The following is a 25,871-nucleotide window of genomic DNA, read 5'->3' as shown; positions in this document are numbered from 1 at the left end:
AGGGAATCTTCACACTTCACACGACAGGAGACTGTCCACCGTCCACGTTGAGCGCCACCCCGCTCACGAAGCCCGCGCGCGGCGAGAGCAGGAAGGCCACCACGTCGGCGAACTCCTCGGCCTTGCCCACGCGGCCCAGCGGAATGCCGGAGCCCTTGGACAGCTGCGAGTAGACCGTCTCCACCGGCTGGTTCGTGGCGAGCGCGCGACGCTCCCACTGGCCGCTCTCGATGAGGCCCGGCAACACCGCGTTCACCCGGATGCCCTCGGGGCCCAGTTCCTTCGACAGGGACTTGGTGAGTGCCATGCCCGCCGCCCGGGACACCGAGGACGGCATCGACTGGGGCCCCGGCGCCTTGGCCGAGATGGCCAGCACGTTGACGATGGCTCCACCCCCCGCCGCGCGCAGATGGGGCAGCGCGCGCCGCGACGCCCGCGCCGCGGCGAAGAGCTTGAGCTGCAGGTCCGCCTCCCACGCCGCGTCGTCCAGTTCGGGGAAGGGCCGCGCCGCCGCGGCGCCCGCGTTGTTCACCAACCCGTCCACCCGGCCCCAACGCGCCGCCGCCGCGTCCACGAAGGCATCCACATGCTCGGCGCGGGTGACGTCCGCCACCACCGCCAGCACGTCGCCCCCCGCGCCCCGCAGGACCGAGGCCGAGGCCTCCAGGCGCTCGGGGTTGCGCGCGCAGATGGCCACGCGAGCCCCTTCCTTCACCAGACGCAGGGCCACCGCCGCGCCCAGCCCATCCGAACCCCCCGTCACCAGGAACACCTTGCCACCCAACTCCAACTCCATGACGACCGCGTCCTTTCTCCGGCTCAAGCCGGCTGCTTCACCATCTGGGGCCGCTTCTCGAAGGCCGCCAGCGTGCGGGTAATCTCCTCGTTCACCTGCCGCAGGAAGTCCTGCTTCTCACGCGACGGCAGGAAGGCGCTCTTGAAGCCGGAGACGATGATGGTGGTCAAGTCCTCCAGCGACAGGCCGATCTCCTTGTGCGACAGCCACAGCTCCTTGGTCACCGTGGTGTCGGTGATGAGCCGGTTGTCCGTGTTGATCGTCACGCGCAGGCCGTAGTCGAAGTAGAACTTCAGCGGGTGCGCGTCCAGGCTCGACACCGCGCCCGTCTGCACGTTGGAGGAGGGGCACACCTCCAGCGGGATGCGGTGATCGTTCACGTAGTTGAGCAGATCTCCGTCCTCGCGCAGGCGCGTGCCGTGGCCGATGCGGTGCGCCCCCAGGTAGTGGATGGCCTGGGAGATGGACTCGGGCCCGAAGGCCTCGCCCGCGTGCGCCGTGCAGTTGACGTTGTTGCGCAGGATGAGCTGGAAGGCCTCCTTGTGATCCTTCGCCGGGAAGGACGCCTCGGCGCCCGCCAGGTCGAAGCCGATGACGCCGCGGTTCTTGTACGCCACCGACAGCTCGGCCAGCCGCATGGACGTCTGGGGGTTGATGTGGCGGATGCCACAGACGATGACGCCGTACTTGATGCCCGTCTCGCGCTTGGCCACCCGCAGGCCCTCGAGCACCGAGTCGATGACCGTCGTCATCTTCAGGCCCTTCTTCAGGTGCAGGGCGGGCGAGTAGCGCACCTCCAGGTAGCGCACGTTCTCCGCCGCCGCGTCCACCGCCAGCTCGTAGGCGGCGCGGTAGAGCGCCTCGGCCGTCTGCAGCACCGAGAGCGTCACGTCGAAGGCGACCAGGTAGTCCTCGAGGCTCTTGCACACCTCGCCCATGTGGATCGCCTTGGCGAGCCCGTCCTCGGTGTCCGCGGGCAGATGCACCTTCTGCTGCTCGGCCAGCTCGAGGATGGTGCGCAGCCGCATCGAGCCATCCAGGTGGCAGTGCAGATCCGTCTTGGGCAGCGCGCGCAGCAGCTCCTCGGTGACGGGGAGCGCCGGGGGCGCGACCCAGTCCACCCGGCGCGCGGATGAGGGTATGCCAGTCGAGCTGGGCAGCTCGTCGTCACGAATCGAAGCCATGTCGGGTTCCTTCCTTGCCGGGCATCCTAGGGGTCCGGAAAACCTCTCTCAACCTTGTCGTCTCCCATCCGTTCGCGCTCCGCCTTCGCCTTCGCCCTGCCGCTACTCGCCGCCCGTAGGCCGCCCTCCTCCCAGGCCCGCACGCACGGACCGAGGAGGGGCGCTTCCCGGGAGGGAGAGTGGTTGGTCCCCACACGAGGCGCGGGCTCCTGGCCGCTCGCTCCCATGGCACACGGCCTGGCTCGCACGCCCGGTGATGGGAGATGGGGTTTGGTGGAGGTGTCAGCCGCACCTCTGGTGAGGAGGACGAGGAAGGAAAGGCGAGCAGATAGAGGAGCGCTGTCTCACCCCAGCGGTTAACGGTCAGGGCCTTGTCGCTCGACAGCCCGACGAGGGCATGAGAGAGCCGGGGCGGCAAAGGAAATACGCGTCCATGCATACCGACACCACGTCAGCGCACTCCGCTCCCGGATTGATGCGGCTGACCTGGCCCATCTTCCTCGAGTTCTTGTTGTTCATGCTGATGGGCACGGCGGACACGCTGATGCTCAGCGGCGTCTCCGACGATGCGGTGTCCGCCGTCGGAGTGGTCAACCAGTACCTCTTCGTCTGCATCCTCATCATGGAGGTCATCAGCAACGGCGCCTCCGTCGTCGTGGCCCAGTACCTGGGGGCGCGCCGGGGCGAGGAGGCGGCGCGCATCTCCGCGCTCGCCATCACGCTCAACTTCCTGCTCGGCATCATGGTCAGCGCGGCGCTGCTGCTGGGCGGCGGGGCGATGCTGGGGCGGATGAACCTGCAGGGCGTGGTGCTCACCGACGCGCGGACCTACATGGGCATCACCGGAGGCTTCATCTTCCTGCAGGCCCTCATCAACGTGTTCTCCAGCCTGCTGCGCACGTACGGCTTCACCAAGGAGTCCATGTACGTGGCCATGGGGATGAACGCGCTGCACGTGCTCGGCAACTGGGCGCTCATCTTCGGTCACCTGGGCCTGCCGCGCATGGACGTGGCCGGGGCGGCGATCTCCACCGTGTTCAGCCGGGCCATCGCGCTCGTCGTGTTCGTGTGGATGCTCTACCGGGTGATGGACGTGCGGATGATGGCGCGCGACTACGTGACGTTCTCGCGCGACTACATCCGGAAGATCCTCAAGGTGGGCCTGCCCGCCGCCGGGGAGCAGGTGATGTACCACGTCTGCCAGACGGTCTTCCTGTACTACGTCACCTTCCTGGGACCCGTGGCGCTGGCGTCGCGGCAGTACGCGATGGCCATCTCGCAGTACATCTTCCTGTTCAGCCTCGCCATCGGCATCGGCACGTCCATCCTCATCGGACGGCTGGTGGGAGCGAGCCGCGCGCAGGAGGCCTACCAGCGCGCCCTGAGCAGCTTGAAGTGGTCCGTGGCGCTCACCGTGCTGGTGGACGCCGTGGCCATCCTCCTGCGCAAGCCCCTGCTCGGGCTGTTCACGGCCAATGGCGACATCATCCAGCTCGCCTCCCAGGTCATCGTCCTGAGCCTCGTGCTGGAGTCCGGGCGGTCCTTCAACCTCGTGCTCGTCAACGCCCTGCGCGCCGCCGGAGACGCCACGTTCACCGTGTACGCGGCCTTCGGCTCCATGGTGTGCATGAGCCTGCCGCTCGGGTACGTGCTGACCTTCCAGCTCCACCTGGGACTGGCGGGCGTGTGGCTCGCCATCGCGGCGGACGAGTGGACGCGCGGCATCATCATGTGGATGCGCTGGCGCAGCCGGGCGTGGGAGAAGAAGTCGCTCGTGTCGCCCGCCGAGCCGGCGCCGGTGGCCGCGCTCGGGACGTGAGCGACGGGGGCCGGGGCCCTACCCCGGCAGGAGGAAGCGGGCGATGACGCGCTTGAGGCCCACCTGCCCGCCGAAGTCCACCGTCACCTTGGCGTTGGGCCCCTGGCCATCCGCCGAGATGATGCGCCCCATGCCGAACTGCTCGTGGCGCACGCGCATCCCACGCACGTCCCCGCCAATCCCCTCCCCCTCCGCCGCCTGCGAGTAGGTCCGGTCCACGCGCGGCCCGTCGTCCTCGTCCGCCCAGTTGCGCTTCTTCTTCGTGAAGGGCGCTTCCTTGGGCGCCGGGGGCAGCTCCTGCTCGGCGATGCCGAAGAGCTCCTGCGGCACCTCGGCCAGGAAGCGCGAGGGCGGGTTGTAGCGCAGCTCGCCGAAGAGCGAGCGGCACTGCGCCAGGCTCACGAACAGCCGCCTGCGCGCGCGGGTGAAGCCCACGTAGCACAGCCGCCGCTCCTCGGCCATCTCCTCCCCGCCATCCTCCGACTCGCCCCCGTGCAGCGCGCGCGAGTGCGGGAACACCCCGTCCTCCATGCCGGTGATGAACACCGCGTCGAACTCGAGCCCCTTGGCCGCGTGCAGCGTCATCAGCGCCACCCGGCCCTCGCCCACCTCGGCGTCCGCGTCACCCACCAGGCTGATCTGCTCCAGGAAGGCGTTGAGCGGGGGGATGTCCGCGGTGAGCGGAGACATGTCCAGGTCCGCCTCCTCCGGCGGCACGGGCGCCGCGTCCCCATCACCCACCGTGGACGCCGCCACGGCCGCCGCCGCCCGGTTGAGATCGAACTCCTGCGCCGCGCCCAGGAACTCGCGCAGGTTCTCCGCGCGCGTCATCGACTCGTCGCTGCCCTCCGTCTGCAGCGACTCCACCAGGTGCGTCTCCTTGAGCATCTGGTCCACCGCGCTCGCCGCGTCCTGGGACTCCTGGGCGAAGGCGTGCAACGACGACACCAGGGCGTGGAAGCCCGAGAGCCGGCGCACCGCCGCCGTGTTGAGGCCGGCGATGCGCTCGGGCGCCGCCGAGGCCTCGTACAGACTCACCCCGGACTGGTTGGCGAAGTCCACCAGCCGCTCCACCGTGGTGTCGCCGATGCCGCGCGCCGGCGTGTTGATGATGCGCAGCAGGTCCGCGTCCGAGCGCGGATTCACCATCAGGCGCAGGTAGGCCGCCGCGTCACGCACCTCGGCGCGGTCGTAGAAGCTGCGTCCGCTCACCAGCGTGTAGGGCACGCGCGCCAGGCGCATGGCCTCCTCGAGCACGCGGCTCTGCGCGTTGGTGCGGTAGAAGACCGCCATGCCCGAGTACTTGATGAAGCCCTCGCGCTGCAGCCCGTGGATGCGCCGGGCGACTTCCTGGGCCTCGGCGCGCTCGTCGCGGTTGAGCAGCAGGGTGAGGTTGTCGCCCTTGGGCCGGTCGCTCCACAGCTTCTTGGGCATGCGCCGGGAGTTGCGCCGGATGACGGCGTGCGCCGCGTCGAGGATGTTCTGGTCCGAGCGGTAGTTCTGCTCCAGCTTCACCACGCGCGCGCCCGGGAAGTGCTCCGGGAAGTCGAGGATGTTGTCCACGCTCGCGCCGCGCCAGCGGTAGATGGACTGGTCGTCGTCGCCCACCACCACCAGGTTGGGCCGCCGCTCGGGCGGAGCGAGCAGGCGCAACAGTTCGTACTGCACCGGGTTGGTGTCCTGGAACTCGTCCACGAGGATGTGCCGGAAGCGCTTCTGGTACTGCTCCAACACGTCCGGGCGCTGGCGCAGGAGCGCCACGAGCAAGAGCAGCAGGTCGCCGAAGTCCACCGCGTTCGCCGCGCGCAAGAGCTTCTGGTAGGCGTGGTAGGTCTTCTGCACCACCACGCCGCGCGCGTCGTCCACGTCCACCACCATCTGGTCGGGCAGGCGCGCCGCGTTCTTCTCCCCGTCGATGCGGTGGAGGATTTCCCGGGGCTGCATGATGGGATCCACCCGGGCCTCGCGCATGGCGCGCTTGATGAGCTGCAGCTGGTCCCCGTCGTCGTAGATGACGAACGAGGGCGTCAGCCCCATCAGCTCCGCCACCTTGTGGTCCACCAGCTTGGGATCCTTCAGGGCCCGGCGGAGGATCATCGACGAGGAGGAGTGGAAGGTACTCACCACCAGCTCGTGGGCCTGGGGGCCGAGCAACTGGACGAGCCGCTCGCGCATCTCGCGTGCGGCCTTGTTGGTGAAGGTGACGGCGAGGATGCGCCAGGGGAAGACGCCGCGGAAGCGCACCAGGTGGGCCACGCGGCGGGTGATGACGCGCGTCTTGCCGCTGCCCGCGCCCGACAGCACGAGCAGGGGTCCATCCCCATGGAGGACCGCTTCCTTCTGGGGCTCGTTCAGGTCTTTGAGGAGTTCGTTTTCGGCGTTCAAGGCAAGCGCCATATCTAGGGGGAAACGCTGTTTCTAACGAGTTTCCGTCCGCTCGGAAGGACGTTCCACGAAGGGGAGCGCCCGCCCGCCCTGTCGAGGAGCCTCGACGCTCCGTGTGGGCTCAACACCCGCTGTCGCAGTTCTCCACCACGGCGCCGGCCACCTCGGTGCCATCCTCGCGCACCAGGCGCACCCACGGTGAGGGCCAGGAGTCGCGCAGGAGCAACTCCATGCGCCCGTCCCCCTCCAGGTCCATCACGCCCACCACCGTGTCGCCGGACAGGTCGTCCAAGGGCAGCACGCGCGCGGCCGCCCCGGGCTGCATCACCACGGCGCGGGTGACCTGCTGGTCATAGTCCATGCCGCAGAGCGAATGACCCTCGCCCACGCGCAGGTGCGCCACCGAGAAGAGCGCTCGCCACTCCCCCGAGTTGTAGCTGAACGAGCTCACCTCCACATTCAGCTTCTCCCCCACCCGCTCCGCCTGGAGCAGCGCCTCCGCGCGCGACTCGACGAAGCGCGGCGAGCCCCGGAGCGCGGACTCGTGGGTGGTGACGAGTCCGGCGGGCGCCTCGCTGGCGGTGAAGAACACGGGGGCGGGCGTCCCCGCGGGCAGCGCGAAGCCCCACTCCTCCGGCGGCACCTCGCAGTCCAGCTCCGCGAAGGCCCAGGCCCGGCCACAGCCCGGTGACTCGGGCGGCGGCTCGCGCAGGAGGTAGTCGAAGGCAGGCACCCCGCGGTTGATCCACGCGAAGCCCTTCACCGGGCAGCCCCCCTGGAGCAGCCCCCGCGCGCCATACACGTCCACCCGATCCCCAGGGGAGAACAGCCCGGTGGGATCGCCCGGCGCCGGAGCCATCCAGACGCCACGGCGCACGTCCATCGGCTCGAGCACATGGCTCTCCTGACTCCCGGCCAGCAACATGAAGGTGCGCCCGACATGGGACTCGACGAAACGCGGCGCCTCGCGCCGGCGCGGACCCTCGATGAGCACGCGCTGGGCCTCCTCTCCGGCACGGCAGGCCACGCCGCGTCCGGCCTGCAGCGGACCCGCGTACTTCACGTCCGCCACCACCCCCGCTTCGCGCAGCCGCGCCTGGAAATCCAACGCCTCCGCCCGGCTCATGAACGTCCGGGCCACCACCGCCTCCAGGCACGGACGCAGATCCCGGAACGACGTCGTGGACAGGCGACGCGGCTCGGCGGGCAGTCCCGTCCGCTTCAGCGCCTCCAGCGCCTCGTCCCCCTCGCCCGGAGTGGCCGAGGAATGCAGGAGGACCCACCAGCTCTTCGCGTAGGGGGCCGCGGCCGTCAGGGCCGCCTGGTCCGGGGAGGAGGAGGGGGCCGCCACCGGAGCGGTCGCGGGCCGGGAAAGCTGAGCGGGCGGGCGAGCCCCACAGTCCTGGAGTCCCGAGCATCCCGAAGCGGCCAGAAGCACGGCGAGGAGTCGCGGTGGACGCGGCATGAGCCACCTTCTACCAGTAGAGTCGCGCCATGTCCGACGCAGAGACCTACCCCTCGCAAGAGCAACTCGATCGCTACGCCGAACAGTTCAACCAGAGCCTGACGCTGAAGCACTTCGGTGCCCGGATGAGCTTTCCCGGCGGCCAGAAGGTCGTCGTCACCGCCGAGGTCCGCCCCGAGCACCGCGGCGGCCTGGGCGCTGACGCCGTCAATGGCGGCGTCATCTCGGCCCTCTTCGACTTCGTCATCGGCAGCACGCCCGCCCTGAGGGATCCCACCCGCCGCGCCGCCACCGTGCAGCTCTCCATCAGCTTCGAGCGCCCCCTGCGCGGCGATTTCCTGCGCGCCGAGGCCACCATCGACACCATGGGCTCCACCACCGTCTTCGCCTCCGCGCGCATGTACGACGCCCAGGGCGTGGTGTGCGCCCGCTGCCAGGGCGTGGTCCAGGTGTCCCGGATGAAGTGGGCCTCGGGAGAGAGTCCGGCCGTCAACTGAGGGCCGCGTGGGACGCTCTCCTCTGGCGCCCCCGAGGGGAATGTGATGAGCATCCCGGACATGGACACCCCTACACGCACCGCGCTCGTGGCCGGAGCCAGCGGCCTGGTCGGAGGCTGGCTGCTCGATGCCCTGCTCGCGGATTCACGCTACCGCGAGGTGCACTCCCTCGGCCGCCGGGCGCTGCCCCGGCAACACCCGAAGCTCGTCCAGCACACCGTGGACTTCGCCCGGCTGGGCGGCGAGGCCCTGCCCACGGCGCAGGACGCCTTCTGCTGCCTGGGCACCACCATCAAGAAGGCGGGCAGCCAGGAGGCCTTCCGCGCCGTGGACCATGACGCCGTGCTGGCCTTCGCCCAGGCGGCGCGCGCGGTGGGCGTCCAGCGCTTCCTCGTGGTGACGGCCCTGGGCGCCAATGCCCGCTCGCGCATCTTCTACAACCGTGTGAAGGGCCAGGTGGAAGAGGCGCTCGCGTCGGTGGGCTTCGAGTCGCTCGTCATCCTCCAGCCCTCGCTCCTGCTCGGAGAGCGCCCCGAGCGCCGCACCGGCGAGCGCGCGGCGGCCGCCGTCTCCCGGGCCCTGGCGCCGCTGCTGCGTCCGCTGGCCAGCCGCCCCATCGAGGCGCGCACCGTGGCGCGGGCGATGGTCGCCCTGGCGCGCGAGGCCCAACTGGGCGTGCGGGTGGTGCCCTCGGGCGAGTTGCAGGCCCTGGGCCAGTAGTCAGAAGGTGAAGTCGCGCTCGAAGATCTCGTTGTTGCCCACGCGCACCATCAGGTGCGCGGAGCGGCCTCCGGCGGTGCCCAGGTCGAACTGGAGACCTTCCGGGCCGGGTTGGGGCTTGAGCGAGGGCTTGCCGGGGGCGAGGAAGACCGCCGCCGTCACGGTACGCCCCGGCAGGGGTTGCACCAGGAGCCGGGCCCGCTGACGCTCGCGGATGAGCACCACGCGGAACTCCCGCCGATCCTCCAGGATGTCGCGCTGCTCGGCATGGCGCGCGGCACCGGTTCCACGCATGGCGGGCGCGGGGGCTCGCGAGGTCCGCGCCGCGGGAGCGGTGGGCTCACGCTCCATCGACGAGGCCTGGGAGATGGCCTCGTCTCCCTCCTCCAGGGCCCAGATGGCCTGGGCACAGTCCAGGCACTTCTCCGTGTGACCGTCCACCCAGCGCAGCTCCGCGGCGGACAGGGTGCCCATGTCGAAGCGCCACAGGTCATCCGCGCTCAGGTGCCGCTTGGGAGGCGCATCCACCGGAGCGCTCTTCGCCAGGTCCTCCTGGCACTCGCGGCACCCCTGCACATGGGCACCGGGCCGCTCACCCCGTGGGCTCAGGGCGCCCAGGAAGTCGTCACATTCGGCGCGGGCACTGAACCACCAGGCCCGGGCTCGCTCCGCCGAGTCCAACAGGTCGCGTTCCGCCCGGCGCTGGGAATTCAGGGGGATGAACCAGCGGGCCCGCGGACCCATCGCGCCGTCCAATCGCTCGAGCCCCTCGCGCAGCGCCTTCAAGCGCGCCGCCGCCTCGCCCTGTAACGCACCGTGGACGGCTTCCCATCGGGCGATGGCGCGCAGGGTGGACTCGGCCCGGTCGCGCGCCGTCAGTCCCTCGAACGCGGAGGCACGCCACACGTCCGACTCGTCGACGTCCTCGCCCAGGGCGGCCTCGGCGGCCTCCTGAGCGGCGCGCAACAACACGGGCTGGAGCGCCTCGGGCTCACGTGAGCGGAGCCACCCCTCGATGTCCCCGCGACTCAATCCCCGAAGCGCCTGCTCGACTCCCTCTCCTCCCAACCGTTCGCCGCGCCGAAGCAGGTCTCCAATCACCTCGAGCGCGTCACCTTGGGAAAGTCCGCCCCGCGAGAGCTGCTCACGCCGGGCCTGATATCTGGAGAAGGGGTCAACGACCATGAGGGTACCCTCCTGGGGTACGGTGGGGCTCACTCGCGCCCGCCCTCCTGTTGGAGGTCGAGCAGATAGAGCCGCAGGTAGGCCTGTGCACGGCTGACGCGCTTGTACGAATTGACCACGGTGATGTTGAGGCGACGCGCGCACTCCTCGTGGTCCTCGACGTCCTGGTGGTGGTACAGGTCCCACGCACCGGCTTCCTTGGGATGCTCGCGCTGCAGGCGCTCATACGCGCGCCAGTAGAGTTCCTGGGCCTCGGAGCGCTCCTCGCGCCGCCGCGAGGACTCCACCGCGCGCGCCACCTGGGCGGGCGGCTCCTCGAAGGCGTCCTCGGAGTCGGCCGCGGCCGGAGCCAGGTCCTCGCGCTGCCGCCGGTAGAAGTCGATGGCGACGTGCTTGACGATGCGCAGGAAGAACGTCTTGGGCGACGCGCTGCGTCCGGGCATCTGCTCGGACACGCCGCGGAATTGATCCAGTCCCTTGTCGAGGAACTTGCCGACCGCGTCCTGGTAGAGCTCGTCCGCGTCCGCCGGAGAGCCCCGTCCGTAGCTGGCCTGGATCTTGGAGATGACATAGCGGGCCGGCCGGGCCCAGCGCTCGCAGAGCGCGCCGAGTGCATCTCCCACCACCCCGCCCGTGGCGCGGCGTTGGAGCACTTCGGCGAAGAGTTCGTCATCCGTGAGATCTTCGAACACCGGAGGTTCCTTGAAGCGCCGCCAGGAGGCACGAGCCCCCCGCTTGGGCGGGGTGGGGTTCGGTGAAACGGCGGGTCAAGGTAGCACGACGGCATCCGAACACGGCCTCCCGATGACACGACCCCCGGATATGCGACAACGGCGGGCGGGGGGCCATCCAGCAGAGGGACGAGCACCACCGTGGTTTCCTGACGGGAATTTCACGGTGATTTTCCAGACGGACTTTTCCCCGGAGAACAGGGGCGGCTCGTCAGGAAAATCCGCCCCGGGGAGTCTGGGGGACAACGGGCACCCGGCCGGTGAGGTCCTACATGCTCGGTGGTTCGACTCCACCCACCCGCGCGAGCGGGTGTCGCCGACGGTTCAGGCACTGAATTCAGGATTCAGCCACATCCCGGCTTCACCACTCGGGTGCCCACCTTTTTCGCATCAAGGAAGTCCACGGGGAGGTGGCGCCGCCGCCGGTGCCCGCCTACGCGCGCCGCATGGAGGCGGTCATGGCCTTGCGCGGCAGCCGCACCCCGAAGGTGGTGCCCTCGGACGCGACGGAGCGCACGTTGACGGTGCCCCCGTGGGCGCGGATGAGGTGGTTCACGATGAACAGGCCCAACCCGATGCTGCGGCTCGTCCGGTCCAACTGATCGTTCCCGCGCCGCATGGGCTCGAACAGGTGCTCCTGGACCTGGGGCGGAATGGGGTCCCCCTCGTTGTGGACCTCCAGACACACCGAGTCGGAGTCCCCGCGAGCGCGCACCGTGACGGGCGTGCCCGCCGGGCTGTACTTCAACGCGTTGGTGACCAGGTTGGTGATGACCTGCGCCATCCGATCCGTGTCCCACGCCCCCTGTCCATCCCCGTCGATCTCCACCCGCACCTCGCGGTCGGGAAAGGACATCTGCACCTCGTCCACCACGAGCCGCAGCAACGGGTGCAGGTCGGCCAGCTCCCGGTTGACGACGATGCCCCCACCCAACCGGGCCTGCGTGAAGTCGAGCAGATCCCTCACCATCCGGATGGTGCGCTCGGCCGAGGAGTGCACGCGCACGAGCGTCTTGAGGATGCGCTCGTCCAGGTCATCCCGGCGCAAGAGCAGCGACACGCCCAGGGAGATGGCGGTGATGGGATTGCGCAAGTCGTGGCTGACGATGCCGATGAGCTGCTGCTCGAACTCCGCGCGTCGCCGCTCCTCCGCCCGGACGCGCTCCTCGGCCCGCTTCCTGTCGCTGACGTCCCGGAAGAAGATGGCGATTCCGCCCTCGCGCGTGGGGTAGACGCTCACGTCCGTCCACATGTCCAGGGGCTCGAAGTACTCCTCGAAGTGCGTGGTCACCCGCTCGCGCATGGCGCGGTGGTACTCGAACCAGTACCGGCTCTCGGGCCGGGTGGTCTCGGGCCAGACGTCCCAGTGGGAGCGCATCAGCGTGTCCTCGCGCCGCTTGCCGCTGAGGCGCTCCTGGCTGCTGTTGACCAGCAGGATGCGGAAGTCCTTGTCGAGCACGAGCAGGGCATCCCCGCGCTCCAGCACCTCCAGGGCGGCCTGGAGCCGGGCCTCGGCGATTCCCGTCAGGGCGCGCTGCTCGGTGAGGCGCTTGCGGATGTCCTCCTTCTCCACGGCGTTGCGCACCGCGCGGTAGAGGCTCTCCGGTGTCACCTCGGACTTCACCAGATAGTCCGAAGCCCCGCCCTTGAGCGCCTCGACGGCGATGCGCTCGTTGCCTCGCCCGGTCACCATCACCACGGGGGGACGCAACAGGCCCTCCTCGTCCACGATCCGCTTGAGGAAGGCCAGGCCGCTGAGTTCGGGCAGATCGTAGTCCAGGAGGATGCAATCCACCTGCTCACGCTTGCAGAGCGCGAGCGCCGCATCCGCCGAGTCCTCTTCGAGGAAACGGTAGGAGTATTCCCCCATCTCCTCCAAGTAGGTCCGAAACACGTCCCGATCTTCCGGGCTGTCCTCCACCAGCAGCACCGTCAGCAAACGGGAATTCATCCGTGCGCGACCTCTCGGCCATCGTCTTCGGGCATCACGATGTGGTCCAGCCAGAACTCCTTGAACAGCCGGATCATTCTCTCGAATCGCGCCAAATCCACGGGTTTGAGCAGATAGCCGCTGGCGCCATTGGCATAGGCGCTCTGCACGTCCTTGGGATTGTCGGAGGTGGAGAACACGAGCACCGGGATGCTCTTGAGGCGGCCATCGTTCTTCATGTGCTCGAGTACCTGCCTGCCATCCAGACCAGCGAGGTTGAGGTCCAGGAGGAGGAGTCCCGGGCGCGGCGCGCTGTTGACGGCGGCGTAGCGGCCCCGCTGGTGCAGGAAATCCAGGGCTTCTTCGCCCTCGGTACAACGGTAGAGGGGATTGGGGATGCCCGCGCCCTGGAAGGTCATCTGGAGCATGTCGAAGTCCTCGTCGTTGTCCTCCACGACGAGGATGGGCAGGTCACGGTTCATCGTCCGCTCTCTCCGCCAAAGGGCCGCAGCTCGGACACGGGCTCCTTCTCGCTGTCCAGGGTGAAGAAGAAGGTGGTGCCCTCGCCAGGCCCGGACTCCACCCAGATCCGGCCGTTGTGCCGCTCGATGAGGCGCTTGACGATGGTCAGCCCCGTGCCCGTGCCGCCGCCGTACTTGTCGCGCCCGTGCAGCCGCTTGAAGATGCGGAAGATGGCTTCGTGGTACTCGGGCTTGATGCCGATGCCGTTGTCACGCACGTAGTAGACGGAGCCGAGTTCCGGGTCACGCCGGGACCCGATCTCCACCCACTTCTTCTCCTTGTCGTTGTACTTGAGGCCGTTGGTGATGAGGTTGGTGAAGACCTCCATCATCCGCACCCGGTCACAGCGCGCGGGCGGCAGCGGCTCGGGGACACGCACCTCGGCGCGCGCCTCCTCGATGCGCGGCTTGAGCACCTCCAGCACCGAGGACAGGACGTCGTTGAGGTCCGTCTCCCGGAGCGACAGCTCCATGCGGCCCACCTGCGAGTAGTGCAGGAGCGAGTTGATGAGACTCTCCATGCGCTGGGTGAGCCGCACCACCGTGTCCATGCGCGTGCGGTTGGAGGGCCGCAGCGACTCGGCATCCTCGCGCAACACCAGGCTCGCGTAGTTGTGGATGCCGCGCAGGGGCTCCTTGAGATCGTGGCTCGCGGCGTAGGCGAAGGAGTCCAGCTCCACGTTGCTGCGCTTGAGCTCCGTGTTGAGCTTGAGCAGCTCCTCGCTGCGCTCCAGCACGATGTCGATGATGCTGCGGCGCAGCTCTCGCGCCGCCTCCAGCTCGTAGTCCTTCCAGGGCAGCGACTTGCCGCGCACCGTCTCCTTCCAGAGCGCGAAGGACTTGCGCGGGTGCAGCCGCAGCTGATCGTCCTCCACGTCCACCGGCTTGTGGGGGTTGCCACCCCACTCCACCGTCTGCACCACCTCCGGGCGGAACCACAGCACGTAGTTGTGGCGGCCCCGGGACATGGAGGCCGCGATGAGGCCGGCCGCCACGTCCTTGAAGCTCTCCGACTCGGGGTAGTGCCGCAGCAAGCAATTGGTGGCGAACACGTCCTGGGACGCGGGCCGGCTCGACAGCCAGCGGATGAGCCCCTGGAGCTGCTCGTCCTCGGGGGCCTTGCCAATGATGGTCATGCGCCCGTTGAAATAGACGGCCGCGCCCGTGGCCCCGGTGAGCTCGAGCAGATCGGGCGGCGACTGGCACAGCTCGGCGGCGAAGTCGGCCACGCGCGTCATGCGCTCGAGCAGCCGGCCCTGGATGGACTTGGTGCGGATGCGCTGATCGTAGTGCTCGTGCCCCTCCTTGCTGGAGATGAACGAGGACATGAACTGGCCCACGAAATCACACGCCGTGCGCACCTCGTAGGGCACGTACTTCGAGCCGGACATGTGCGTGCAGGAGATGAGGCCCCACAGCCGCCCCTCCTGCAGCAGCGAGATGCTCATGGAGCTGCCCGCGCCCATGTTGCGCAGGTACTCCAGGTGGATGGGCGACACGCTGCGCAGCACGCAGAAGGACATGTCCAGCGGCCCCTGCGCGGCTTCCTCCGGGAGCGACACGATGCGCGCGGGCACGTAGTCCACCGCCGCGATGATGCGCAGCAGGTTGAGCACGTACAGCTCCCGCGCCTGACGCGGGATGTCCGAGGCGGGAAAGTGCAGCCCCATGTACGGATCGGCCGTCTCCCGCCGGTCCTCGGCGAGCACCTGACCGTTCCAGTCCGAGTCGAAGCGGTAGATGATGACCCGATCGAAGCCCGTGAGCCGGCGGACCTCGCGCACGCCCTCCTCGCACAGGGCGCGCAGATCCTTCGCGTCACGCAGGCGCGACATGGCGCCGCGCGCCTGCTGATAGAAGCTGGAGAAGGGCAGCGACTCCGGATCCGCCACGGGCTCGAGCTCGAGGAAGAGCCGGCCCTGGTGACGGTGCGCGATGCCATTGAAGAGCCGCTCGCGGCCCCCGCCCTTCAAGGTGAGCTTGAGGGGGTTGTTGTCCTGGAGCCGATCCGAGAGGAGGCTCGCCCGGGTGCTGGCGACCTGGGAGGCCGGCAGGAGCGAGTCCAGGGAGCGGCCCAGCAGTTCCTGGACGCCGCACCCGAGCAGCGCCTCGGTGTTCTCGCTGCTCTGGCAGATGATCAGCGAGGGCTCACGCAGGACCAGCAGCACGCCATGGGGCTGGATGGCCCCCGGAATGTGGATGGGCTCCTTGTCACAGTTGGTGAGGTCCGCCACCTGAGCTGTTCCAGCCGATTCCGTGCTCATCGCGCTCTCTCTACCCACGACACCGTATGAACGACGAATGGCACTCGTCCGGCGCAGCCGCCGTCCCAGACAGGAAGGGATGGCTCTTCACCCGGATGACCGTCTGGTCTCCAGGCGGCGGCGAATCCCCGGCTGTTTACCGTCAATCCTCTCGGTCGAGGACTGTAAAAAAGAAGGTAGGGGGACGGTGATTGGAAGGTCGTCTGTCCTGTAGGACAGGTATCGCCCGCCTGCCTGCTTCCCGCTCCCGGTCAGGAAGGAAAAGGCCCGGCGTCCCTTCGCCCGGCCGGTCCCGTCGAGGAGATGGGACCACGGCCTTCGTGCCGGAGGGGCACATGACGACGATCCACCATCCGACCCCCGAGACCCTGCCCGAGGCCCAGCGCGGCCCGGCGGAGAAGCTGCTGGACCTCGTGCTCGGCGGCTCCGCGCACCTGTGGCACAACCGCCCGGGCCTGGAGCTGCGGGGAGTCTGGTACCCGGCGCGGGGCGCCTCCGCGGAAATCGCTCGACAGGGCACGCCGGTCAAGCCCGGCCTCTTCGTGCCCGCCGCGGTGAAGCTCTACCGGCAGTTGCTGGACATCTACCAGCTCAACACGGACCTCATGGCGCACTTCGCGTCCTACGCGCTCACCCAGACGGACTGGAGGGATCTCCAGGTGGCCACGAGCGCGTTGATGCTGGTGCAGCGCCACTCGGGCCAGCCGGTGCGCGAGGAGGATGGCTCGGTCGCGTTCCATGACGACGATCTGCGCGCCCTGGGCGAGGCCATGGTGCTGCACTACGAGCGCAAGTCCACGCGCATGCTCACGCCCAAGGCGGTGCTGCGGGTGGCCGAGCTGCTCGAGACGCCGGAGATCGCCCGCCTCAACCGCGAGGCCGGCTTCGGAGACCCCGCTTCCCGCAAGCCGCCGCTCGGCCGGTGGAAGACGGCGGCGACGCGGTGGCTGCGCACGCGCGAGCAGAACCCGGGTCAGCTCCAGGGTCTGGTGAAGGCGGGCTACAAGACCACGCTCCAGCGGCTCGCGCGCAAGGCGGGCTACAAGCCCCAGACGCAGGCCTTCTTCGAGGTGCTCGGCTGGAAGCAGAAGCAGGCCCCCGAGGGCCACCGCACGGTGGGCCTCTCCGGCCTCACGCTCGTCAAGCGCGAGCGCTTCGACGGACTCGAGGAGGTGGAGATCTGCGAGCGGATCGTCCGCGAGCGCCTCTCCTACAAGGAGGTGGTGGGCCGGCTGCCGGCGGGCGTGGGACTGACGCCGGCCATCCTGGCGGCGCTGTTGCCGTCGCTGTCGAACAAGGATCTGTTGCTGATGACGCCCACGCTCGAGGAGCTGGGCCTGCTGCGGGACGCGTCCGTGCGCGCGCGCTGGGACGAGGCGGTGCGGGCGGCGAGCGATCAACGGGCGCTGAACATCGCGCGCAACGTGCGGGGCCAGGAGCTGAAGACGAAGCTGGAGGAGGCGAGCGACAACGCGGCGAGGGCGGCGGTGGCCGAGGCGGTGGCGGAAACGGACGTGCGGGTGATGTTCCTCATCGACAAGTCGGGCTCCATGCAGGGCGCCATCGAGCAGTCCAAGGAAGCGCTCACGCGCATCCTCGCGGGCTTCCCACTGGACAAGCTGCACGTGGCCTCGTTCGACACCGTGGGCACGGTGCTCAAGCCCAAGGCGGCCAGCCGCACGGGCGTGCAGCACATGCTCCAGGGACTCCAGGCGACTGGTGGCACCACGCACGGCGCCGGAGTGCAGGCTCTGCACCGCGCGGGCATGCGGGTGCCGCCGGAGGCGAAGCTCATCGTCATCGTCGTGGGAGACGAGCAGGGCGAGCCGGGCGCCCAGCTCGCGAGCATCTTCACCGAGTGCGGCTACACCGTGGCCGCCCTCGCGCTGATGGTGAGCGTGGCGAACTCACGGGGCAACACCGTGCGCTCGTGCGCGAGCACGCTCCGGGTGCCGTTCAGCGAGGTGTCGGTGGATCAGTTCGCCGACCCCTACCAGGTGCCCCGCGTGCTCAAGGCGCTGTTGGAGGCGCCCACGGCGGCCGGCGCCGGCCCGTCCGGCTGGGTGGAGCGGGTGATGCGCACGCCCCTGTTGAAGAAGGTGGCGTGACATACGCAAGGGAGGCGTCGTCGTGGACTACCGGAAGTTCCTCGCACAGGTGGAGTCGGTGGTGCTGCCCTACTTCGGCGGCGCCCACGTCGATCAGCCCTCGCGGCGCCTCCGGGTGTCCACGTCTCCCGCACCGGGCTGGTATCGCTTCGAGGTGCGCGGCCGCACCGCCACCGCGCGGGAGTCCGCCGGGCCAGAAGGGCTCGACGGGCTCCCCCGGGTGCGAGGCCACCTCTGGGGGACGCGGCTCGTGCACGAGGGCGCGGTGGCCGAACCCGTGCGCCTGCTGCCCGAGGACACGCCGCCGCGCTTCGCGCCCCTGCTCGCCCGGCGCTGGCATGACGGCGGGCTCGTGTTCGAGACCTCCGAGTTCGAGAGCGAGGCCGAGTCCACCGCGCGCCTGCGCCTGGAGCGGCGGGAAACGCTCACGGAGCTGAAGGGCGTGCCCGCCTCACTGCGGGCGGCCTTCGGCTATGCGCTGCTGGAGACGCGGGCACGCGCGCTCGACATCCGCTTCGCCCCGGCCGAGGTGCGCGGCGTGGTGCGAGGCGTGGCGGAGCAGGGTGCCGCCGTGGCGGAGGCCCGGCTGCGCACGCTGGCGTTCGAGCGGTCCATCCACGTGACGCGGGCACGGCACCCGGACTCACGGGAGGAGCGGACGCATCCGGCACGAGGGCGGGAAGAGGAAGCGTCGCGGGTGGAGCGGGCGCTCTCACGGGCGGGAGCGTGGCTGCTCGACTCGAGGCGGCTGAGCGGCGGTCAGCTCGAGGTGACGTTCGACTTCATGGGTGAGCGCTTCCAGAGCATCGTCGAGGCGGACACCCTGCGGGTGGTGGACGCGGGGCTGTGCCTCGCGGGAGCGGACGCGCTCGTGACGTTGGAGAGCCTGCCCGCGGTCATCCGCGAGGCCATCGAGGAGGACGTGCTGGTCATCACCCGGCACGTGTGAACCATGCGGCACCGGGAAGTCTGTCTGCTCATCGGCCGCGACGGGGAGGTGCTGTGGAGCGATGCCTCCGACAGCGCCGTGTCCCTGCCGGACTCGCGCGCGCGCTGGGAAGCCGTGTGGCGGCTGCGCGAGCAACTGGAGGAGATTGCCCACAGCCATCCCCTCGGCCCCCTGGGCTTCAGCCCCGAGGACGAGACGACGATGGAGGCGCTCCTCGTGGCGCTCGGGCGGCCCGTGCGCTTCTCCGTGGTGGCCCCCGAGGGCACACTCGTGCGCGAGCACGGCCAGGACAGGCTCCGCGCCGAGGAGCCCGCCTGGACCGCGGAGCTGCGCGCCCGCTCGGGGATGGCTACAGCTTGACCTCCAGGCGCGTCCAGCCCGCCTCCACCTCGACCAGGAGCACCCCGTCCACGAAGCGGTACTCGCGCGCGCCGAGCACTTCCCGCGGCTCGGACAGGGCGTACACGCACAGCGTCTCCGTCTCGCGCGCCGGGGGCAGCTTGCCCTCGGTGGTGCGCTCCAGCACGAAGCGGCCGTCGGCCCAGGTACCGGCCAGCCGCGTCAGGCGCGACGCGCCGTAGCCCTCGCCCGCGTCCTCGTACAGCCGGGCCTCCACGCGCGGCGCCGCGTGGATGTGCCAGGTGAGGTGGGCCCAGTTGGCCGTGGTCGTGTGCAGCGCGGGCTCGGTGAGCGCCAGGGCCCCTCCCGCCCGCAGCCACATGGGCACCGTGTCCAGCGGCGCCTCGGCGAGCACATGCTGACGACCCTCGATGACCTCCCCACCCGACTGGCCGAGGTTGAAGAAGGGCAACCACCTGCCCTCGGGCAGGTACATATGCCGGTGCGTGCGGCCCTGGCGCGCCACGGGGGCCACGAGCAGGTCCCGGCCGAAGAAGAAGGCGTCATCCATGCGCAGCGCCTCGGTGTCCCCGGGCGCGTACATGATGAGGGGCCGCAGCGCGGGCAGACCCTCTTGCGAGGACTCGTGCATGAGAGAGTAGAGCGTGGGCATCAGCCGGTAGCGCCGCTCGAACCACTCGCGGGCGATGGACAGGTAGGGCTCGCCGAAGCGCCACGGCTCCTTGTACGGAGTGCCCTTGGCGGAGTGATTGCGGAAGAGCGGGTAGAAGACGCCGGCCTGCGTCCAGCGCACGAGCAACTCCCCGGTGGGGCGACCCAGGAAGCCCGGCACGTCCGAGCCAACGAAGGACACGCCCGAGAGCCCCAGGCCCAGCAGCATGCAGATGGACAGCTCCAGGTGCGCCCAGTAGCTCGAGTTGTCGCCCGACCACACCGCGGAGTAGCGCTGGATGCCGGGCGAGCCCGCGCGGGTGAGGATGAAGGGCCGCCGCTCGGGGGCGAGCGCGCGCAGCCCCTCGTACGCCCCGCGCGCCATGCCGAGCGCGTAGACGTTGTGCACCTCCAGGTGCCGCTTGTCTCCGTGGCGGGCATCGTGGGGCAGCGTGGGCCCCTCCACCCTGCCCTTGTCCACCGAGCGCGTGCCGATGACGCCGAAGGTCTCGTCGCCATTGATGACCTTGAAGCAGGCCGGCTCGTTCATGTCGTTCCAGAAGCCGGAGATGCCCACGTCCAGGAAGGCCCGGTGCTGCTGGCCCCACCAGGCGCGCACCGCCTCGCGGGTGAAGTCCGGGAACACGGCGGGCTTGGGCCACACCTCGCCCGCGAGCACGCTGCCCCGGTCATTGCGCACCAGGTAGTCGTTGGCGAGCGCCTCGTCATAGACGCGGTAGCCCGGCTCCTGCTTCACGGCCGGATCGATGATGGTGACCAGGCGCACGCCCTGCGCGGCCGCCTCGCGCGCGAGCCCCGCGGGGTCCGGGTAGCGCGTGCGATCCCACGTCCAGACCTTGTAGCCCTCCATGTAGTCGATATCGAGGTAGACGACGTCGAGCGGAACCTTGTGGGCGCGGTAGCCCTGGAGGACGGAGCGGATCTCCCGGGCGTTCTCGTAGCCCCAGCGCGACTGCTGCGCGCCGAGGCTCCAGAGCGGAGGCAACGGCATGCGTCCGGTGAGCGAGGTGTAGCGCCGCACCACGTCCGCGGGCAGCGGGCCGGCGATGACGTAGGTGTCCAGCTCGGGACCCGAGGACTCCCAGCAGAGGACGGAGGGATCCTCGGCCGCCACGTCCGCCTCCATCCGCCACGACTCGTCGAGGAAGACGCCCCAGGCCACGCCCTCGCGCAGGCCGATGCTGAAGGGAATGGACTGGTAGAGCGGATCCGTGTCCGGGTGGTGCGGCACCACGTCCGTGTTCCAGAAGGTGAAGTGCATGCCGCGCTTGTCCAGCGAGCCCACCTTCTCGCCGAAGCCCAGCCAGGCCTCGTCGGGGGGCGTGTGCAGGGACAGCCGCGAGCGGAAGCGGGTCACCGGATAGTCCGGCATCACCTCGCTCGAGAAGCTCTCGCACCGGCCCAGCTCCCGGCCCGAGCCATCCCGCAGCCGCCAGGCGCCCGTGGCGAGCGTCACCTCCAGGGACAAGCCCTCCGCCACCACCACCGCCACGGCGCCCTCCTGCTCACGGCGCAGGGACAGCGGCAGCTCCGCGTGCTCCACGACGGACCAGGACTGCTTGGGCAGCAGCTCCCGGTGCGCGGGCGCGGAGTGACTGAGCGCGGGGGCATGGCGCAGCCGGAGCACGCCCGGCACGGGGCTACGCACCTCGAGCGCGGTACGTGGACCCCAAAAGGTGATGCGGGTGGATTCGATGGAGATGTCGTCGAAGCGCATAGGGCGGCGCAGCGTATGCGCGGAAACGTCGGGATGTGGATGAATTGGAGAGACGTCTCACACCGAACGAAACCCGGGCGCCCCTCCTGGTGGTGGACGAGACCGGCCGGGCTTGCCATCGTCGCGGCCATGCGCATCGCCCGCCTGCTCACCCTCTCGGGACTCGCGTTCGCGACTCCCGCCCTCGCCGCGCCTCCCGCCAAGCCCGCCATGACGAAACCCGCCGACCCGAAGCCCGCCGGACAGACTCCCTCCTCCCTGGAAACGGAGACGCGCGCCTGGCACCAGAAGCGCCTCGCCAACCTCACCTCCGAGGAGGGCTGGCTGTCGCTCGTGGGCCTGCACTGGTTGAACGAAGGGGACAACCGCTTCGGCTCCGCCGCGGACAACGACTTCGTCTTCCCCGAGGGCACGCCCGCGCGCATCGGAACCTTCACGCGCAAGGGCAACCAGGTGACGCTCACGCTCCAGCCCGGAGTCACCCTCACCCGCGCGGGCAAGCCCTTCACCGGTGGCGCCCTGGGCACGTCCGAGGGCCCCGAGGACGTGCTCTCGCTGGGCACGCTGCGCTTCTACCTCATCCCGCGGGGGGAGAAGATGGGGCTGCGCGTGAAGGATCCCGAGGCCCCGGCGCGCAAGCAGTTCCACGGCATCCCCACCTGGCCGGCGAGCGCCGCCTGGCGCATCGAGGGCCGCTTCGAGCCGGCCACGACACCGCGCAAGCTCTCGATCCCCAACGTGCTCGGCACGGTGGAGGAGATGAACTCCCCGGGCACGCTCGTCTTCCAGGTGGGTGGACAGGAGTACCGGTTGGATCCCGTCCTCGAATCGGACTCGGGGCCGTTCTTCGTCATCTTCGGCGACCAGACCAACCGCAATGACTCGTACGGCGCGGGCCGCTTCCTGTACGTGGATCAGCCGACGAAGGACGGCCGGGTGGTGCTGGACTTCAACCGCGCCTACAACCCGCCCTGCGCCTTCTCTCCCTACGCCACCTGCCCGCTGCCGCCCGCGCAGAACAAGCTGAAGCTGCGCGTGGAGGCCGGCGAGAAGCGCTACGGCGATCACTGAGCGTCAGGAATCCGCCCCGCTCGCGCGTCCCTGCCCGGACGGCCCCGGCCCCGCCCTCCCTCGCGGCGGTCCGGGCCCCGGGAGGCGGGGACATGACGACGCTGAACATCACCTACAACGGCCTGTCCACGGACGTGCCCCTGGAGCGGGAAACCCTCCTGACGGACGCGGATGTGCGGCGCATCGCGGTGGAGCTGCTGGCTCCCGCCCAGACGGACTCCTTCCAGCACTACGTGGTGGACCGGTTCCGCGCCCCGGGCGGCGAGGAGCGCATCTACCTGCGGCCCAAGGTGCCCTTCGGGGCGTGAGGAGGCCCACCCATGCGCATCGTCTTCTGTGGCGTGGGGGCCATCGGCTCCACGGCGGCGGTGCTGTGCCGCAACCTCGAGGCCACGCTCGTCTTCATCGACTTCGACCGCGTGGAGTCCAAGAACCTGCGGGCGCAGGCGTTCGTGAAGCCCTCCGTGGGCAAGAACAAGGCGGAGGCGCTCAAGCTGCAACTGCTCAACCTGTACGGTGTGAAGGCCGAGGCGTTCGGCGTGCGGATGACGCGCGACAACGTGGCGGCGCTGGGCGCGAGCGCGGATCTGCTCGTCGACTGCTTCGACAACCAGGAGAGCCGTCTGCTCCTGAGCGCGTTCGCGCGCGCGGCGGGCAAGCCCCTGGTGCACGGCGCGCTGGCGGCGGACGGCACCTTCGGGCTGGTGCGCTGGGACGAGCGCTTCGTCCCGGACGCCGAGGACACGCCCGGGCAGGCCACGTGCGAGGGCGGAGAACACCTGCCCCTCATCGGCCAGCTCGGCGCCACGCTCGCGCGCACGGTGCAGGACTTCGTGAAGCACGGCGTGCGCCGCGACACCCTGGTGGGACTCGTGGCGGTGACGCCCACGGTGAGCTGAGCCCCGCGCGGCTCAGCGCGCCGCTTCCTTCGAGCCCACCACGGTCATGTTCATGCCGATCTGCACCGACACCGGCTTGCCGTCGACGGTGACGGTCGTCTTGCCGTTGATGTACCAGCCGAAGGAGCCGGTCGAGAACGACTTCACCTCGGCGAGCATCTCCTGACCGTTGATGGTCACCTTGAGCGGCTCGGCCTTCTCGAGGAACTGCGACAGGGTCACGGGGCAGGGGGACTTGGCCATGGGGCGGGCACCCTAGCACCGAGCCCTCGCCTCCGGCCATAGGCTCACGCCCCGGTCAGCGGCTTCGGTGCGAGCCGCCGCGCCGCGCGGCCACCGAGCACGTCCGCGAGCGCCTCGTCGACGGGCAGTCCCGGGTGCTTCATCAACCACATGAACTCCCCCGAGGGATTCACCTCCAGGAAGACGTGCCGGCCCTCGGGCGTGACGATGAAGTCGAACGCGCCGTAGTTGAGTCCCAGCGCGTCCATCAACCGCAGCACCTGGGCGTGGAGCGGCTCGGGCAACGTGTAGGGCCGCCAGGCCTCCACGAGCGCCGCGCCCTCGCGCCGCCAGTCCTCGCGTGCCCTCGGCAGCGCCTGCGAGTCGATGGCCGCCGCCATCACCCGCTCCCCCACCACCGTGACCCGCAGCTCCACCGCCTTGGTCAACCGCTCCTGGAAGGTCATCGGACACAGGTCCAGTCCCTCCAGGTCCGCGAGCTGCTCCGAGGTGAGGGGCGTGGTGAAGACCACCTGCTCCCGGCCCCGCTCGTCATAGACGGCGAACGACGACATCATCTTCGTCACCACGCCGCCAGGGCACTCGGCGGCGAAGGCCCGCACCGCCACCGGATCGTTGGTCATCAGCGTCCGGGGAACCTCCATCCCGAGCGCCCGCGCCAGCTTGAGCTGCAACGGCTTGTGCTCCGAGCGCCGGACGATTTCGAGCGCGTCGAGTTGGAACACCCCCAGCGCGCTCATCATGCCGAACACCAGGCGCCGGCTCTCCTCCACCGACGGGCGGCGCAGCTGGGCATCCAGCTCCTGGGGTATGGCGCTGCCCGTCGAGTTGCGGCGGTACCAGATCGCCGTCACGTCCTCCAGGGACAGCTCTCCCGCGGGGCCGGACAACCGCCCCGCCCCGCGCTCATCCAGCGAGAGCTGGAGCGCGGTGGGAAACAGGTCGGTATCGAAACGGTAGACCCGCTCGCCCCGGGACTCGAGGGCACGCGCCACGGACAAGGGCGCGTCGTTGTCCTTGGAATGCGTCACGATGAGGATGGTCATCCCTGCTCCTTACAACGATTCCGCGGCTCAACTTCCCTCGGAAGCGAGCGCGTCGGCGAGGGCCGCGGCGATGGGAAGGCCAAGGTCCCGCTCGAGCATTCCCCACTCCCCTCCGGGGTTCACCTCGAGGAAGACGTAGCGGCCATCGGGTGTGACGATGAAATCCGCGGCGCCGTACACCAGCCCCAGCTCCGCCACCAGGCGCACCAGGCGCCGGGCCACGTCCTCGGGCAGCCGACCCGGGGACCAGGCGCACTCGTCCGGGCGGGAGCGCCGCCAGTCCACCTGCCCCTCCACCGAGCGAGAAGCGTCGATGGCCCCCACGAAGCAATGCTCGCCCACCACGGCGACACGCAGCTCGTGCGACTTGTCGATGCGCTCCTGGAACACCATGGGGCTGTGGCGCAGACCCTCGAGCTCATCCAGGTGCTCGGGGCCGATGGCGGTCGTGTACACGAAGGGCTGTCCGCCCCCCATGGACTGGGTCAGCGGCGTCAGCATCTTGGCCACCATCCGGCCGCCCACTTCGTCGAACCAGGAGCGCACCCGCTCCGCGTCGTTGGTCACCAGGGTGCGTGGAATCTCGAGCCCATGAGCCCGGGCGAGCCGGAGTTGGAGCAGCTTGTTGCCCGCCGCCTCATCCGCGCCGAGGGGATTGATGAAGCGGCAGCCCGCCCCCGTCAATCCGTCGAGGGCCCCCACGAGGGCCGCGCTCGACTCCCGGGCACAGCTCTCGCGCCAGGCGGGCTCCAACGTCTCGTCGAGCCGGGGAGGGACACGCCGACGCAGCCACACCGAGCGCACCTCGGCGCTTCGCACCTCGCCCGCCTGGGTGTGCAACACCACGTCCTGATGCGCCGGCCCCAGCATCGACGTCAGCTCCCACTCGGAGGGAAAGCCATCCGTGTCGATGCGAAGGGGCCGTAGCCCCCGCCGCGACACCTCCTGCGCGACGCGATCCACCGTGAAGTAGTCGCCGCTATGGGTGAAGAGCAGGACGGTGTCGCGAGCGGTGGGCATGAGAGAGCTCGGGGCTCAATCCGCCCCGTGAGGGTTTCAGACCGCGATGTCGTCGTCACCGTCCGAGGGGTACTTCTGGGTCGTGTCGGGGGGCGACTTGACCAGCGTCGCATCGTGATCGTCACCGTCCGAGGGGTACTTCTGGGTCGCGTTCCCGACGCCTCCCGTGACCTGCTCCAACTCCTGCTCCTCGAGCAACTTCGCGAAGAACGGCTTCTTGGTCGTGTCCTTCTTCATTTCCAACCTCCGTGGGGGGGGGTGCTCCGTCCCAGGGGGCCGGAGCTTGCCT

The 25,871-nt window shown here is 69.7% G+C and carries 23 protein-coding genes; 9 read left to right on the top strand and 14 right to left on the bottom strand.

The window, feature by feature from the left end:
* Window positions 1–16: 16 nt before the first annotated feature.
* Window positions 17–823, bottom strand: coding sequence for an SDR family oxidoreductase (locus D187_RS17010; RefSeq protein WP_245591740.1), 807 nt, complete (start codon window positions 821–823; stop codon window positions 17–19).
* Window positions 820–1,980 (bottom strand): adenosine deaminase, encoded by a 1,161-nt coding sequence (add, locus tag D187_RS17005; protein ID WP_002629086.1) that lies wholly within the window; start codon window positions 1,978–1,980, stop codon window positions 820–822. Before add ends, D187_RS17010 begins: the two co-directional genes overlap by 4 nt.
* Before the next feature lie 433 nt (window positions 1,981–2,413).
* Between add and D187_RS17000 the strand changes: the two genes are divergently transcribed.
* On the top strand, window positions 2,414–3,799 hold the full coding sequence (locus D187_RS17000; protein ID WP_002629087.1) for an MATE family efflux transporter: 1,386 nt from the start codon (window positions 2,414–2,416) through the stop codon (window positions 3,797–3,799).
* Window positions 3,800–3,817: 18 nt separating this feature from the next.
* Here the strand turns inward: D187_RS17000 and D187_RS16995 are convergent, their stop codons facing one another.
* Window positions 3,818–6,196 (bottom strand): ATP-dependent helicase, encoded by a 2,379-nt coding sequence (locus D187_RS16995; protein WP_002629088.1) that lies wholly within the window; start codon window positions 6,194–6,196, stop codon window positions 3,818–3,820.
* 109 nt (window positions 6,197–6,305) lie between these two features.
* Complete coding sequence (locus tag D187_RS16990; protein WP_155893398.1) at window positions 6,306–7,649, bottom strand: hypothetical protein; 1,344 nt, start codon at window positions 7,647–7,649, stop codon at window positions 6,306–6,308.
* A gap of 29 nt (window positions 7,650–7,678) precedes the next feature.
* On the opposite strand from D187_RS16990, the gene D187_RS16985 reads away from it, so the two are divergent.
* Entirely contained in the window at window positions 7,679–8,146 is a 468-nt protein-coding gene (locus D187_RS16985; RefSeq protein WP_002629090.1) for a PaaI family thioesterase, read from the top strand.
* Window positions 8,147–8,206: 60 nt separating this feature from the next.
* Window positions 8,207–8,866, top strand: a complete 660-nt coding sequence (locus tag D187_RS16980; RefSeq protein ID WP_043430368.1) for an oxidoreductase — start codon at window positions 8,207–8,209, stop codon at window positions 8,864–8,866.
* Here the strand turns inward: D187_RS16980 and D187_RS16975 are convergent, their stop codons facing one another.
* The 5 genes from D187_RS16975 to D187_RS16955 all read right to left on the bottom strand — a co-directional run bounded on the left by D187_RS16975 (window position 8,867) and on the right by D187_RS16955 (window position 15,497).
* Window positions 8,867–10,051: a hypothetical protein gene (locus D187_RS16975; protein WP_002629092.1), complete on the bottom strand. Its 1,185-nt coding sequence runs from the start codon at window positions 10,049–10,051 to the stop codon at window positions 8,867–8,869.
* 29 nt (window positions 10,052–10,080) lie between these two features.
* Window positions 10,081–10,743 (bottom strand): RNA polymerase sigma factor, encoded by a 663-nt coding sequence (locus tag D187_RS16970; protein WP_002629093.1) that lies wholly within the window; start codon window positions 10,741–10,743, stop codon window positions 10,081–10,083.
* Window positions 10,744–11,215: 472 nt separating this feature from the next.
* Entirely contained in the window at window positions 11,216–12,733 is a 1,518-nt protein-coding gene (locus tag D187_RS16965; RefSeq protein ID WP_043430218.1) for a sensor histidine kinase, read from the bottom strand.
* On the bottom strand, window positions 12,730–13,194 hold the full coding sequence (locus tag D187_RS16960; RefSeq protein ID WP_002629095.1) for a response regulator: 465 nt from the start codon (window positions 13,192–13,194) through the stop codon (window positions 12,730–12,732). Before D187_RS16960 ends, D187_RS16965 begins: the two co-directional genes overlap by 4 nt.
* Entirely contained in the window at window positions 13,191–15,497 is a 2,307-nt protein-coding gene (locus D187_RS16955) for an ATP-binding protein (RefSeq protein WP_020918088.1), read from the bottom strand. Before D187_RS16955 ends, D187_RS16960 begins: the two co-directional genes overlap by 4 nt.
* 335 nt (window positions 15,498–15,832) lie before the next feature.
* On the opposite strand from D187_RS16955, the gene D187_RS16950 reads away from it, so the two are divergent.
* Genes D187_RS16950 through D187_RS16940 form a run of 3 tightly spaced genes read left to right on the top strand, consistent with a single transcriptional unit; the run spans window position 15,833 to window position 18,914 of the window.
* Window positions 15,833–17,605 carry a vWA domain-containing protein gene (locus tag D187_RS16950; RefSeq protein WP_002629097.1) on the top strand — a complete coding sequence of 591 codons (1,773 nt, stop codon included), beginning with the start codon at window positions 15,833–15,835 and terminating at the stop codon, window positions 17,603–17,605.
* Between the two features lie 22 nt (window positions 17,606–17,627).
* Window positions 17,628–18,554, top strand: a complete 927-nt coding sequence (locus D187_RS16945; RefSeq protein WP_002629098.1) for a hypothetical protein — start codon at window positions 17,628–17,630, stop codon at window positions 18,552–18,554.
* A gap of 3 nt (window positions 18,555–18,557) precedes the next feature.
* Entirely contained in the window at window positions 18,558–18,914 is a 357-nt protein-coding gene (locus tag D187_RS16940; RefSeq protein ID WP_002629099.1) for a hypothetical protein, read from the top strand.
* Here D187_RS16940 and D187_RS16935 read toward each other — a convergent pair.
* Window positions 18,904–21,303, bottom strand: a complete 2,400-nt coding sequence (locus tag D187_RS16935) for a glycoside hydrolase family 31 protein (protein WP_002629100.1) — start codon at window positions 21,301–21,303, stop codon at window positions 18,904–18,906. The two genes, D187_RS16940 and D187_RS16935, sit on opposite strands and share 11 nt — an antisense overlap.
* Window positions 21,304–21,432: 129 nt before the next feature.
* On the opposite strand from D187_RS16935, the gene D187_RS16930 reads away from it, so the two are divergent.
* The 3 genes from D187_RS16930 (at window position 21,433) to D187_RS16920 (ending at window position 23,273) form a co-directional block, all read left to right on the top strand.
* Entirely contained in the window at window positions 21,433–22,374 is a 942-nt protein-coding gene (locus D187_RS16930; RefSeq protein ID WP_002629101.1) for a DUF1684 domain-containing protein, read from the top strand.
* Between the two features lie 92 nt (window positions 22,375–22,466).
* Window positions 22,467–22,682: a hypothetical protein gene (locus D187_RS16925; protein WP_002629102.1), complete on the top strand. Its 216-nt coding sequence runs from the start codon at window positions 22,467–22,469 to the stop codon at window positions 22,680–22,682.
* A 12-nt stretch (window positions 22,683–22,694) separates the two neighbouring features.
* Window positions 22,695–23,273 carry a HesA/MoeB/ThiF family protein gene (locus D187_RS16920; RefSeq protein WP_002629103.1) on the top strand — a complete coding sequence of 193 codons (579 nt, stop codon included), beginning with the start codon at window positions 22,695–22,697 and terminating at the stop codon, window positions 23,271–23,273.
* Window positions 23,274–23,285: 12 nt separating this feature from the next.
* Here D187_RS16920 and D187_RS16915 read toward each other — a convergent pair whose 3' ends face one another.
* The 4 genes from D187_RS16915 to D187_RS16900 are packed head-to-tail and all read right to left on the bottom strand — an operon-like array spanning window position 23,286 to window position 25,819.
* Complete coding sequence (locus D187_RS16915) at window positions 23,286–23,516, bottom strand: hypothetical protein (protein WP_002629104.1); 231 nt, start codon at window positions 23,514–23,516, stop codon at window positions 23,286–23,288.
* Window positions 23,517–23,560: 44 nt separating this feature from the next.
* Window positions 23,561–24,562 carry an MvdC/MvdD family ATP grasp protein gene (locus D187_RS16910; protein WP_002629105.1) on the bottom strand — a complete coding sequence of 334 codons (1,002 nt, stop codon included), beginning with the start codon at window positions 24,560–24,562 and terminating at the stop codon, window positions 23,561–23,563.
* A 27-nt stretch (window positions 24,563–24,589) separates the two neighbouring features.
* On the bottom strand, window positions 24,590–25,582 hold the full coding sequence (locus D187_RS16905) for an MvdC/MvdD family ATP grasp protein (protein ID WP_002629106.1): 993 nt from the start codon (window positions 25,580–25,582) through the stop codon (window positions 24,590–24,592).
* Between the two features lie 36 nt (window positions 25,583–25,618).
* Window positions 25,619–25,819 (bottom strand): microviridin/marinostatin family tricyclic proteinase inhibitor, encoded by a 201-nt coding sequence (locus D187_RS16900; RefSeq protein ID WP_002629107.1) that lies wholly within the window; start codon window positions 25,817–25,819, stop codon window positions 25,619–25,621.
* Window positions 25,820–25,871 lie beyond the last annotated feature (52 nt).

It is taken from the genome of Cystobacter fuscus DSM 2262, assembly GCF_000335475.2.
In the GTDB taxonomy this organism is placed as follows: Bacteria; Myxococcota; Myxococcia; order Myxococcales; family Myxococcaceae; genus Cystobacter; species Cystobacter fuscus.
The sequence above is the reverse complement of the archived record's forward strand: the minus strand, read 5'-3'. Positions and strand labels throughout refer to the sequence as shown.